The organism is Phaeobacter sp. G2 (assembly GCA_025163595.1).
GTDB lineage: Bacteria > Pseudomonadota > Alphaproteobacteria > Rhodobacterales > Rhodobacteraceae > Pseudophaeobacter.
This window is the reverse complement of sequence record CP104100.1, coordinates 3,878,414-3,891,009: the sequence shown is the minus strand read 5'-3', so window position 1 is coordinate 3,891,009 and position 12,596 is coordinate 3,878,414. Positions and strand designations below refer to the sequence as shown.

Annotated in this window: 10 protein-coding genes; 3 read left to right on the top strand and 7 right to left on the bottom strand. The window is 60.6% G+C overall.

Annotation, left to right across the window (positions count from 1 at the left end; translation table 11 throughout):
* The first annotated feature begins 52 nt into the window (after positions 1 to 52).
* Both mnmD and N1037_18480 read left to right on the top strand, forming a co-directional pair.
* The gene (mnmD, locus tag N1037_18485) at positions 53 to 736 is read left to right on the top strand and encodes a tRNA (5-methylaminomethyl-2-thiouridine)(34)-methyltransferase MnmD (protein ID UWS79217.1); all 684 of its coding nucleotides are present in this window, start codon (positions 53 to 55) and stop codon (positions 734 to 736) included.
* The gene (locus tag N1037_18480) at positions 733 to 1,632 is read left to right on the top strand and encodes a DMT family transporter (GenBank protein UWS79216.1); all 900 of its coding nucleotides are present in this window, start codon (positions 733 to 735) and stop codon (positions 1,630 to 1,632) included. The genes mnmD and N1037_18480 overlap by 4 nt, the downstream gene beginning before the upstream one ends.
* On the opposite strand, the gene N1037_18475 is transcribed toward N1037_18480, so the two are convergent.
* Positions 1,591 to 3,558: a lytic transglycosylase domain-containing protein gene (locus N1037_18475; protein UWS79215.1), complete on the bottom strand. Its 1,968-nt coding sequence runs from the start codon at positions 3,556 to 3,558 to the stop codon at positions 1,591 to 1,593. The two genes, N1037_18480 and N1037_18475, sit on opposite strands and share 42 nt — an antisense overlap.
* Positions 3,559 to 3,697: 139 nt before the next feature.
* Here N1037_18475 and dapA point away from each other — a divergent pair, with 139 nt between their 5' ends.
* On the top strand, positions 3,698 to 4,570 hold the full coding sequence (gene dapA, locus N1037_18470) for a 4-hydroxy-tetrahydrodipicolinate synthase (GenBank protein UWS79214.1): 873 nt from the start codon (positions 3,698 to 3,700) through the stop codon (positions 4,568 to 4,570).
* Between the two features lie 218 nt (positions 4,571 to 4,788).
* Here dapA and N1037_18465 read toward each other — a convergent pair whose 3' ends face one another.
* The 6 genes from N1037_18465 to N1037_18440 form a co-directional block, all read right to left on the bottom strand.
* Positions 4,789 to 5,679, bottom strand: a complete 891-nt coding sequence (locus tag N1037_18465; GenBank protein UWS79213.1) for a dimethyl sulfoxide reductase anchor subunit — start codon at positions 5,677 to 5,679, stop codon at positions 4,789 to 4,791.
* Positions 5,679 to 6,509, bottom strand: a complete 831-nt coding sequence (locus N1037_18460; protein ID UWS79212.1) for a 4Fe-4S dicluster domain-containing protein — start codon at positions 6,507 to 6,509, stop codon at positions 5,679 to 5,681. The genes N1037_18465 and N1037_18460 overlap by 1 nt, the downstream gene beginning before the upstream one ends.
* A gap of 106 nt (positions 6,510 to 6,615) precedes the next feature.
* Entirely contained in the window at positions 6,616 to 9,468 is a 2,853-nt protein-coding gene (locus tag N1037_18455) for a molybdopterin oxidoreductase family protein (protein UWS79211.1), read from the bottom strand.
* 37 nt (positions 9,469 to 9,505) lie between these two features.
* Positions 9,506 to 10,507 carry a putative sulfate exporter family transporter gene (locus N1037_18450; GenBank protein ID UWS79210.1) on the bottom strand — a complete coding sequence of 334 codons (1,002 nt, stop codon included), beginning with the start codon at positions 10,505 to 10,507 and terminating at the stop codon, positions 9,506 to 9,508.
* Positions 10,508 to 10,697: 190 nt separating this feature from the next.
* Positions 10,698 to 11,852, bottom strand: a complete 1,155-nt coding sequence (locus N1037_18445) for an acetate/propionate family kinase (GenBank protein UWS79209.1) — start codon at positions 11,850 to 11,852, stop codon at positions 10,698 to 10,700.
* Positions 11,849 to 12,595, bottom strand: coding sequence for a TSUP family transporter (locus tag N1037_18440; protein UWS79208.1), 747 nt, complete (start codon positions 12,593 to 12,595; stop codon positions 11,849 to 11,851). The genes N1037_18445 and N1037_18440 overlap by 4 nt, the downstream gene beginning before the upstream one ends.
* Position 12,596: the final 1 nt, after the last annotated feature.

Genomic DNA, 12,596 nt, shown 5'->3' with positions numbered 1-12,596 from the left:
GCCTTTCGCCAGTGTCGCGCCAGTTTTCAGGCTTCATGTAGGGGATTTTGCCATGGCGGACCAGCAGGCACAGCTCAGCTGGCGGGATGATCGCATTCCGGTCTCGGATCAGTTTGATGATCCCTATTTCTCGATCCAGGATGGTCTGGCCGAGACCTGCCATGTTTTTCTGGGCGGCAATGATCTGCCAACACGGTTTGCGCCTGAATTTCATGTGGCTGAGCTGGGCTTTGGCACCGGGCTGAATATGTTGGCCACCTGGCGCGCCTGGGAGCAGAGCGGACAGCAGACTGCGCTGCGCTTCACCAGTTTTGAGGCCTTCCCGATGGCTCCTGCCGATATGAAGAAAGCTTTGGCGGCTTTTCCTGATATCCAGCCCTGGGCGGATCGGTTTCTGGCACAGTGGCAGGGCAGCGGGCACTGTGATTTGGGGACATTGCAGCTGCAGGTGGTCACAGGCGACGCGCGCCTGTCGCTACCAGAGTGGACAGGGGTGGTTGATGCCTGGTTTCTGGATGGATTCTCTCCGGCGAAAAATCCCGAGCTGTGGCAGCAGGATCTGTTGCAGGCGGTTGCGGATCATACCAGGCCGGGGGGCAGTGCGGCGACTTACACGGCAGCAGGGTTTGTGCGGCGGGGGCTGGAAGCCGCAGGGTTTACCGTGACACGGGTGCCGGGATTTGGGCGTAAACGACATATGACCAAGGCGGTCAGAACAGAGGCGAATTTGGAATGAGCACGGCAACGGCAGGCAGCACACCTCAAAGCAATAATGTGCCCATGGGCATTTTGCTGATGATTGGGGCGACAATTGTCTTTGCCCTGCAGGACGGGATTTCGCGCCATCTGGCGGGCACCTATAACACCTATATGGTGGTGATGGTGCGTTACTGGTTTTTTGCGGCTTTTGTGGTGTTCCTGGCGATGCGGACGCCGGGGGGCATCAGAGGCGTGGCCCGCACCAGTCAGTTGGGATTGCAGATCTTTCGCGGTGTCCTGCTGGTTGGTGAGATCTGCGTCGCTGTCTATGGCTTTACCCTGTTGGGGCTGGTCGAAAGCCAGGCGGTGTTTATCTGCTATCCGCTGTTGGTTGCCGCGCTGAGCGGCCCGGTGCTGGGCGAAAGCGTTGGCTGGCGCCGCTGGGCGGCGATTGGTGTGGGGCTCATCGGGGTGCTGATCATTCTGCAGCCCGGCACCGGAGTGTTTGATCCTGCGGCTTTGATCCCCTTTGCCTCGGCGCTGATGTTTGCGGTCTATGGGCTGGTGACCCGTTATGCGGCGCGGCGCGACAGCACCGCCACCAGCTTTTTCTGGACCGGGATCGCGGGCATGGTGTTTATGACCTTGATCGGCATTTGGTTCTGGGAACCCATGAGCCAGGGGGATTGGCTGTGGATGGCCCTGCTGTGCGTTTCTGGCGTCACCGGACATTGGTTGCTGATCAAATGTTACGAGATGGCAGAGGCCAGCGCGGTGCAGCCCTTTGCCTATTTCCACCTGGTCTGGGCGGCAATTCTGGGGGTCAGCATCTTTGGCGAAGTGATCCGTCTGAATGTGGCAAGCGGCGCGGCGATCATCATCGCAGCGGGGCTATTCACTTTGTGGCGCGAAAGCCGCAAGGCTCGCGCCTGACAGTTCCTTTGAGAAGGGGACCGGCAGAGGCGTTTTGCCCAGCCGCGCGCGATAGACAGGCAGGCTTTCGGTGACCCGCATCACGTAGTTGCGGGTCTCGTTAAAGGGAATGTGCTCTATCCAGTCGATGATATTCGGGCTGCCGCTGCGGGGATCGCCGTATCGCTTCATCCAGGCAATCGGGCGACGTGGGCCGGCGTTATATCCCGCCGCCATCATCACCACATTGCCGTTGAATTCTGCGGCCAACCCGGCCAGGTACTGGCTGCCCAATGTGGCGTTATAATCCCATTCTGCTGTCAGGCGGGCGGTTTCATGTTTGGCCAGAATATCCAGCTCTGTTGCCACCAGTTTGGCTGTGGCTGGCATAAGCTGCATCAAACCGCGCGCCCCTGCGTGGCTGACCACCAGGGGGTCAAATTCGCTTTCGCGCCGGGCAATTGCCAGGGTCATCTCTGAGGCCATAGGCAGTTTTTGCAGGGCAATAGGGTGCAGCGGGTAATAGGCCCCTTGCAGTTCGACACCGGCCTGGGCCGCGCGTTTGGCAATCATCACCGCCAGATGTGGCTCTTTCATTGCAACGGCCATCTGCCCCATCTGCTGCGCTTCAAGCGGTGACAGGCTTTCCACCTGATGGGTAAAGAACCGTTCTGCCAGCGTCAGCTCGCCCGCCTGCAACAGCAGCAAAGCGGCTTCAACCACCGAGGTGTCCAGAAAAGCAGCACTGCGCCAGGGCGGCAGCTGTGGCGGTGTCACAAGCGCCGGATCAAAGCTGCGTCCCAGGGCTTCTGCTGCCAGTAGCCCGTAAAAGGACGTCTGGTAGGCAGCGGCCTTTGCATAGGCCGAATGAGCCTTGTCCACCTCGCCGAGAGCCGCATGGGCCCGGCCCAGCCAATAGCCGCCACGCCCCACGGAAATTGGCGTCTCAACAGAGGCAAGAAACCGGTCAAAATGATAGACGGCCAGTTCTGCGTCCTTCAGCTTGCGCAGGGCGATATACCCGGCAAGCCATTCGCAATCAGAATAGCCATAGCCAACCTCTGGCCTGGAAAAATGATGCGCGGCCAGTTGATAGGCCTGTTCATGCTTTCCGTCGCGCATCAGTTGACGTGCCAGATCTCGACGGCGGCGCAGCCATTTTTCCGGCTGTCCCAGGGCCTTGGCGCTGGTGCTGCGATCCATCATCAGGGCAATGGCATCGTCCTGGCGGTTTTTGCGGTCGCGCCAGACAAAACGATCATAGGCCAGACCTGGGTCATTTTGCAGTGCTGCGGGAATGGCTTTGATCTTTGCATCCACCCCATTGGCTTGCTTTTGCAGCGCAATACGGGCCTCTGCCAGGGCGCGCTCAGCCGCGCCAACCAGCGGCAGCATGGGCGTCGCACTGAGATCATGAGAGTCCCACAGCAGCTGGCTCAGCCGGGTGGCATGATGCGGCTTCAAAAGCTTGCCATGATCCGCAAGATAGGCCTCTTGGGTCTCCGCGCTCATCGGCATGGTTTGCCAGGCCCGGATCAGCTCCGCCTCGCCCTGACTTTGCTGCCCCTTGGCAAAAAACGCACGGGCCAGGCTGGCGGCCCCTTCCGGGGTCTGGGGCGGCTGATCGGCAAAAAAGGCGCGTACGCGCTGGTGTGATTTTTCGATGATCAACTCTTCATTGCGCCGCCGCAGATAGGGCAGACCGGGCCAGTCAGGCCGTCGCGCCAAAAAGCTCTCCACATCCTCAGCCGTGCCTTCTTTGGCCCGCAACCGGTGCCATTCAACAACGTCACGGGCCACGGAGCCTTTTGCTCCGGCGGACTGCAGGGCCTGGGGCCAGTCCTGCGTGCGCAGGTGCTCCAGAGCCCGTTCCAGCCGGTGCGGCTGGGCTGTTGCGACGGATCCAAGCATCAGGATCAGCGATATCAGGAGCAGTATGCGTGTCATGGCTTGCTTTTATAGTGGATCCGGGGATAGAGCCATTGACGATAATCCGAGAATGGCCGGTATCAACTCAATTTCCGGTCATTTCCACACAGTTGGCGGGCCTCCGCCTGTCACGACCATTCGCTAAGGGAGCGCACCCATGTTTACAGGCTCTATGCCAGCCCTCGTCACCCCGTTTCAAAACGGCGCGTTGGATCTGGATGCGCTTAAACGCTTGGTTGATTGGCACATCGCTGAAGGCTCAAGCGGTTTGGTACCGGTTGGCACCACCGGCGAAAGCCCCACCCTGACCCATGAGGAACACGAGGCGGTAATCGCCGAGGTGGTCAAGGCGGCAGCCGGGCGCGTGCCAGTGATTGCCGGTGCCGGGTCCAACAACACGGTCGAAACGATTCGTTTTGTCGAGTTTGCCCAGAAGGTCGGCGCCGATGCCGCTCTGGTGGTGACCCCCTATTACAACAAGCCGACACAGCGCGGTTTGCTGGCGCATTTTCAGGCCGCCCATGACTGTGCCGATGTGCCAATCATCATCTACAATATCCCGGGTCGCTCGATCGTTGATATGACGCCTGCCACCATGGCAGAGCTGGCCAAGCTGCCGCGCATTATTGGCGTCAAGGATGCCACCGGTGACATCGCCCGTGTCAGCCAGCAGCGTGCCAGCTGTGGCGCCGATTTTGTCCAGCTCTCCGGCGAAGACGCCACCGCGCTGGGCTTTAACGCCCACGGCGGTGTTGGCTGCATCTCGGTGACGGCAAATGTTGCGCCAAGGCTTTGCGCTGAATTTCAGGCAGCTACTCTGGCAGGCGACTACGCCAAAGCGCTGGAATATCAGGACAAACTGATGCCCCTGCACGAGGCGATCTTTATCGAACCCGGTCTGGTCGGCGCCAAATATGGTCTCAGCAAACTGGGCCTGTGCTCCCAGGAAATCCGCTCTCCGCTGACCGGCCTTGAGGACAGCACCAAGGCCGCCATTGACGCGGCCATGGCGCACGCAGGTCTTCTATAAACTTCAGTCAGGCAGGTTTGCTTTTAGGTGAAACAGGCCCGGCAGCTTTGCGGGGCCTGTTTCATATTGCGCTTTCCTCAGCAGCTCTGCTTCATCTTACGCAAAATACCTCGGGGTGAATGCACCGCAGGTGCAGAGGGGTTGGCCCCTAATGCCGTCGCCGGTGATTACCCCGCGCGAATTTGGAGCGAAGGAAAAGCGCCACTTAGGGGCTGCGCCTAGCGTTTTCCGTAGTACAATCCCACCACATGTTCCGCCTGGGCAAAGAACAGCCAGCGCGACACCGCAATCCCAGCCATATGCGAAAGCACAGCAAAGGCTGCCATCAGATGTTTGACCAGACTGGACTCCACTGGCAGCACCAGGAACAGGACTGGCACGGCAAAGCCCAGGATCAGCGCAATGGCCCGCAGCTTTTGCGCATGTCTGCGCCCCACCACATGCACAAATTCCCGCAACAGATAGTTGCTGCCAGTATGGGGCGGCTCAAAAGCGCGCACAGTGCCCCCCTCGGTGCCCAGACCGGTGGCGCTGGACATGGTGGTGCCAGAGGTGGCAAAGGCCCGGTCACCCTGCCACCAATAGGCCAGCTGTACCACTGCGGCCGCCAGCAAGAACCAGACCGCGAGGCGCTCTTGTCCGGCCAGCAGGGCGCCTCCGGCTAGGGCAAAGCTGAGGAACATCACCGGTGTCAGCGGCATGTGCCAACGGGGGATGGTCTTGAGCTGGGTATAGATCATTGAGGTGGTAAAGACGGTGCCAAGGCTCAGCCCGGCGCCGATCACGCCCAGAACAGGCCAGTGCGTTTCGAGAAAGATTGCGCCAATTGCATAAAGCCCCATCACCAGCAGCGCCGTCACGGCGCAAATGCCTTCGCGGCTGAGCCAGCTTGTGCGCCATTGGCTGAAGGCTTTGAAAGCGCGTTCCGGGCGGCCAAGGTGAAAGGTCGAGGCCAGCAGTCCCCCGACCGCCAGAGCATAAGCAATAGCGTAGAACACAAAGGCCACCCAGCCAGTCACGCCAGGGGAGCCGAGGCCGAGAAAGGCCAGCAGCCCAAATCCGAGGCCAGAGAGGGTGGTAAAGAGAATGACGGATGGTGCCGGATGCATCAGGCGGTCCCTCCTGAAGACTGATCCGAGGACTGGCTGGAAGACTGGCCGGAAGACTGGCCTGGCAGTTTGTCGAGGGCCTTGTCGAGCCAGCCAAGAAAGCCGCCGGGGGTTTCGGTGACCGGCGCCAGCAGTGGCGCCAGAATGTCGATCTGCTCTTCCAGTTTGTCTTTGGGGCGCGGCGGTAAGTATTTGTTTACCGGTTTGGTGCCCATCTCGGGCATCAGATCCATGCCGCCGCGCTCAACCACCAGCTGGCTGACGGCACTGTCTGGATCGCCAAGATCGCCAAAGTGTCGCGCACCTGCAGGGCAGGTCCGCACACAGGAGGGGACACGGTCCACCTCTGGCAGATTTTCATTGTAGATCCGGTCAACACAGAGGGTGCATTTTTTCATCACGCCTTCGGCCAGATCCAGCTCGCGCGCGCCATAGGGGCAGGACCAGGCACAAAGCCCGCAGCCGATGCAGTCGCTCTCATTGACCAGAACAATGCCGTCTTCAACCCGTTTGTAGCTGGCGCCGGTGGGGCAGACGGTGACGCAGGGGGCGTCTTCGCAGTGCAGGCAGGATTTGGGGAAATGGATCAGCTGCGCTGCCGGGGCGGGCTGCGCCGCTGTGGCCGCGGGCTGCACCTCGAAACTATGCACCCGGTTGAGGAAGGTGCCGGCAGGGTCGGCGCCATAGGCGTCCTGGTCTGATAGCGGCGCTCCGTAGTTTTCGGTGTTCCAGCCTTTGCAGGAGATCACGCAGGCATGGCAGCCAACGCAGGTGTCCAGATCGATGACCAGGCCCATTTTTTTGGCGGTATTGGTGGGGAGTTCAGTCATCAGAACATGCCTCCGCTCATTTTGAATTGCAGGACCGGGGCGCTGCCCCGGACCCCGAGGTATTTGCGGTCAGATGAAGAGCAGGGGTGCCAGAGAAAAAGCAGGGTCATTTTCCCACCTTCCATGACAGATTTTTGGGACCGGTGCCGACGGGGGATTTGATTGGCTTCAGCGAGGGTTTGCTTTCGGTGAAATCTGCCGGGGCAGCTGCTTTTTCGATTTTCACCTTGAGGTCAAACCAGGCGGCCTGGCCGGTAATGGGGTCGGAGTTGGCCCAGCGAAGACCGTCACCTTTGGGCGGCATCAGCTCGTGGATCAGGTGGTTGAGCAGGAAGCCCTTGGTGGCTTCGGGAGCGTCTTCTTGCAGGCCCCAGGTGCCTTTGCGTTTGCCGATGGCGTTCCAGGTCCAGACGGTGTTGTCGTTGAGCGCTGCCATTTCCATCACTGGTACGGTGATTTCCCCATGGGGAGAGGAAACCCTGGCCCAGTCGCCATCTGCCAAGTCGTGTTGGCGCATCAGTTTTGTTGGCAGATAGAGCGGGTTGTGCCCATGCAGCTGTCTGAGCCAGGCGTTTTGGCTGCCCCAGGAGTGATACATCGCCATGGGGCGTTGGGTTAGGGCGTTGACGGTGAAACCCTCGTTGCCCTGCTGATCTGTCTCATACCAGATTGGCAGCGGGTCCATGGTGTCTTTGATGCGCTGACGCAGGTGTTCCGGGGGCTGGCGTTCGCCGTGACCTTCGGCGGCCAGTTGGAATTTGCGCATCGGCTCCACATAGAGCTGAAACAGATAGGGTTGGGGGCTGTCATAAAGGCCAAGATCCACCGCCCAGTCCTGATAGGCCCTGTTCCAGGGTTTGAAGTAGCTGGCCTCGGCAGGGATGTGTTCGACAAAGAAGCCGCCGTTTTTGATGTATTTGTCCAGCTGCTGCGGGTTTGGCTCCCCGCGCCCGGATTTGTCGCCATCGGGGCCGCGAAAGCCCGCCAGCGGGCCAATGCCGGGTTTGCGTTCGTGGTTGACGATATAGTCGGCGTAGTCCTGCCATTTGGCGCTGCCGTCTTCATTTGTGAAACCGGGCAGTTTCATCTTGTTGGCCAGCTGCACCAGCACGGTCTGAAAGCCGCGCACGCCATGATGACCGGGCCGGTCGGGCTCGATCACCGGCCAGCGGATGGCATCGGCGGCGCCATCGGCTTCGCAAATGGGGCGGTCCAGCATCGAGATGCAGTCGTGGCGCTCCAGATAGGTGGTGTCGGGTAGGATTAGATCGGCATAGGCCACCATTTCCGAAGAATAGGCATCGGAATAGATGATGCGGGGGATCTTGTATTCGCCGTCGGCGTCCTTGTCGGTCAGCATCTCGATTACACCACCGGTGTTCATCGAGGAATTCCACGACATATTGGCCATATACATGAACAGAGTGTCGATCTTGTAAGGATCGCCTGCATGGGCGTTGGAAATCACCATATGCATCAGCCCGTGGCTGGACATCGGATTTTCCCAGGTAAAGGCCTTGTCGATGCGCGCCGGGCTGCCGTCACTTTTCAGAGCCAGATGTTCGGGGCCATGCACAAAGCCCAGGTGCGGGCCATCCAGCGGTTTGTTGGGGGTGACCCGGCAATGGGGGGCCGGATGGGCCTCGACCGGTTTGGGATAGGGGGGTTTGAAGCGGAAGCCACCGGGGGCTTCGACCGTGCCAAGCAGGATCTGCAGCACATGCAGGGCGCGGCAGGTCTGAAAGCCGTTGGCATGGGCCGAGACACCGCGCATGGCATGCATGGCGACGGGGCGGCCGATCATCTTTTTGTGTTTTTCACCGCGAAAATCGGTCCATTCCTGGTCCAGCTCAAAGGCCTCGTCAAAGGCGACGCGGGCCAGTTCTGCGGCAATGGCACGGATGCGCGTGGCCGGAATGCCGCAACGCTCGGCCACGGCTTCGGGGGCGTATTCGTCTTTCAGGTAACGCTGGGCCATCAGCTGAAACACCGAGACATGGGTGATATCGCCCATCTTGAAACTGCCGCCTAAATCGGGGCGCACGCCCTTCATGTCAAAGGGGGCAAGTTTGCTGGTGTTGCGGTTGATCACCAGCGGTGAGCCGTGGTCGTCGCGCAGGAACAGGCCCTTGTCCGGCGAATGGGGGTCCTGGTTCACCAGCACCGGTGCATTGGTGTAGCGGCTGAGGTAATCCAGATCGATCTTGCCAGCCTTCATCAGCTCATGCACCAGGGCCAGGATGAACAAGCCGTCGGTGCCAGGGGTGATGCCGACCCAGTCATCTGCGATGGCGTTATAACCCGAGCGGATCGGATTGACGCCGATCACCCGCGCACCGCGCGCCTTGATCTTGCCGAGGCCCATTTTGATCGGGTTGCTGTCGTGGTCTTCGGCAACGCCAAACAGCATGAACAGCTTGGTATGATCCCAGTCGGGCTGGCCGAATTCCCAAAAGGCGCCGCCCATGGTGTAGATGCCAGCGGTGGCCATATTGACCGAGCAAAAGCCACCGTGGGCTGCGTAGTTACAGGTGCCAAAATTCTGCGCCCAGAAGCCGGTGAAGGATTGCGACTGATCCCGACCAGTAAAAAAGGCCAGCTTTGACGGGTCATCACGGCGGATCGGCTCCAGCCAGCCAGCGGCGATCTCCAGCGCTTCATCCCAGGAGATTTCCTCAAACTCGCCAGACCCCCGAGGCCCAACACGTTTCAGCGGCGCCTTCAGCCGTGAAGGCGCATTGACCTGCATGATGCCGGCAGACCCCTTGGCACAGAGTACGCCCTTGTTGACCGGGTGATCGCGGTTGCCTTCGATATAGGCGACCTCTTTCTTGCCGTCCTCATTGGTTTTCATATGCACGTTGATGCCACACCGGCAGGCGCACATGTAGCAGGTGGTCTGACGGATCTCGTCTGATACCTTGGGGGATGTCTCCACCCGGGGTTGCTGGAACGTCATCTGGCCTCCCTATAACGTTGTCTGTCCAAGGCGGATCTCAGCTCAGGACAGTGATCCCTGCCAGGATGAGCCCGGCAATGAACAGTGTTTCGACGATGAGTAAGGCAATGGCCGCGCCTCCGACGGCCAGCACCTGTTTTAGATTGGTCTTCATGCCCACGGCCGCAATCGCGGTGAGCAGCAACCAGCGTGACCACTGGCTGAGAAAATCGCTGACGCTCGCCGGGATCAGTCCAAAGGAGTTGAGCCCGGCGAGCAAGAGAAAAGCAACCACAAAGCCAGGCAGCAGCGGCGGACGGGTGCCATCTTTGGGCAGCTGGGCAAAGGCACGGATCATCAGCGAGGCCACCAAAACGATGGGCGCCAGCATGGCGACGCGCATCAGCTTGACCAGAGTGGCAGTATCCCCGGTCTGTTCCGAGATGGAAAAGCCGGCGCCAACCACCTGGGCGACATCATGAATGGTCCCACCCAGGAAGACGCCGGCCTGCACCGGGTTTAGCCCGAGGAAATTCACCAAGATAGGATAGGCAATCATGGCGAGGGTCGACAGCACGGTGACGCCCATCACGGTAAAGATAAGCCGTTCTTCGGAACGCCCGTCGCGGGGCAGGATCGCGCTGATCGCCATGGCGGCGGAGGCTCCGCAGATTGCCACGGAGCCGGCGGTCAACAGTGCAAAACGCCATTTGTGACCAAAAAACCGCGCCACCAGCAGGCCAAAGCCAATGGTGGCAATCACACCGCCCACAACCAGCGCAATGAGATCCCACCCCAGGGCCATCATCAACCCCATCGAAACCCGCACCCCCAAAAAGGCAATGCCCAGACGCAACAGCGACCGCGCCGAAAAGGCGATGCCGGCAACTGTTTTGCCTTCTTCGCCAAGAAAGCTCACGGCGATGCCCAGTAGCAGTGCCAGCAGCATCGCCGGGGTGGCGTAATGGTCTGCCAGGAATTGCGCGGTGGCAGCGACAATCAGTGCCACGGCAACACCGGGAAACAGCTCCTTGCTGTGGGCCCGTAGGCTCTGGACCATCTGCGTTGTCCGGTTGGGCGGGATCGTCTGGGTCACAGCGGCGCTTTCACACAGAGGCTGCAAAGGCGCAGACGTTGGGGCTGTGGCCCTCGCGGCCTATGCCGGGCAGCAAGCGGCAGGTTCCTTTGCTTGCGCAAAGGGGCCAGTTTGCTGTGATGTATCGGTGAAACAAGGGCGCATGGTGTCACGTTCATGTGGCGCCTCGGAGCAAGGCATCGGCATCCATGGCGATCTGGCGCTCTTCCTCTGCTGGGACGATCCAGGCCGTAGGCGTCGCTGTGGGGCTGGTCAGGCAGGGGGTGTTCTGGGTGTTTCTATCGGGATCAATCGCGCAGCCAAGCCAGGCAAACCCATCAAGGATACGGGCGCGGATGCCGCTGGCGTTTTCACCAATGCCGCCGGTAAAGGCGATGGCATCGCAGCCTCCCATGGCGCCGATCAGACTGTGACCGTGGCGGATGGCCCAGTAGCAAAAGTGGTCGATTGCAAACTGCGCCTCAGGCGTGCCTGCCTGTTCCAGCGCCCGCATGTCCGACAGGCCGCCAGACAGGCCGATCAGGCCGGACCGGTTGTTTAGCAGCGCCTTGGTCTCATTCAGGCCGATCTCTTCCACCAGTCTGAGCGTCGCATTCGGGTCCAGGGTGCCGACCCGGGTGCCCATGGTCAGCCCCTCAAGTGGGGAATAGCCCATGGTTGTACCCACCGACTGACCGTCCTTGATGGCGCAGATAGAGGCGCCGTTGCCAAGGTGCAGCGCCAGCAGTCGCTGCGGCAAGGGGTGGGTGGAGATCTCAGGCAGGCGGCGGCACAACGCGGCGTAGGACAGCCCGTGAAACCCATAGCGGCGCAGGCCCAGGGCTTCGGCCTGGGGCGGCAGGGCGTAGCGGCTGGCGACCTCGGGGGCGGTGGCGTGAAAAGCGGTGTCAAAACTGGCATATTGCGGCAGATCTGGGGCCAGATGGTCCAGGGCATCCATCGCCAACAGCGCATGGGGGTTGTGCAGCGGTGCCAGTGGCACACAGGCCTGGATCTCGGCGCGCACCGGTGGGGTGATGCGGGTCGGCTGCGTGAGGGTTTGGCCACCATGCACCACGCGATGGGCCACCGCACGCAGGCTGTTTGGGCCTGCGCCCTGTTGGGTAAGCCGGTCCAGAACTGCCGCAATCGCCTGATCGTGATCAAGCAGATCCAGCGGCTCCGTCTGTGCGCCGATGCGCAGGGTTCCCCGAGCGCCAATACCCTCCGCAACACCGCTTATGCGTTCGTGCAGCTGGGCGTCAAAGACCGCGAACTTGACAGAAGAGGACCCGGTATTCAGCACCAATATGTCTGCAGAGGTGTTCATAGCGCCACCTTGAGGATGTTGAGAACGGAAAACACCGTCAGCAGCGCTACAATCACCCGGCGAAACTGCGCCTGTGAGGCCGAGGAAAACCGCAGGCTCCCGGCCCAGATGCCAAGCCCCAGAATGGGAAAGGCCAGCAGCACACCGATCAGGGTTTCGCCGCCGGTCAAGCCATTGGCGTGCATCACCGGCAGGGCCATCAGGTCAATCCCGGTGAGAAAGACAATCATGGTGGCGCGAAACACCGCCGGGGCAACCGGCTGCGCGGTGAGGAACGCCGCCGCAGGCAGGCCGCCAACGCCGGCGCTATTGACCATGCCGGACAATAGTCCAACCGCCAGATTGCCATTAAAACCAATTTGGCGACGCAGCTGCCAGCCGCTCAGCAGGATCAGGCTCAGCATCAAAATTACGGCTGAAATGGCCAGCCGGGCCTGATCTTCGCCCAGGCGGGCCATGACGGTCACCGCAGGAATGGTGGCGATTGCAGCCCCAATCAGCAAGGGCCGCACACGGGACCAGTCCACATGGGCCCGAATGCCCCGGGCCTGAAACAGGGTCATGGTGATTTCACAGGCAAAAATCACCGGGATCAGTGGCAGCGGATTGGTGGTCAGGGCCGCCAGAATTATAAATATCGCGGAAAATCCAAAGCCGGAGTAGCCGCGAATATAGGCCGCCGCAAACAGTGCGGCGGCCAGATATGCCCCTTGGCCTGCTGTTAGATCAAAGGGCAGCTCCATC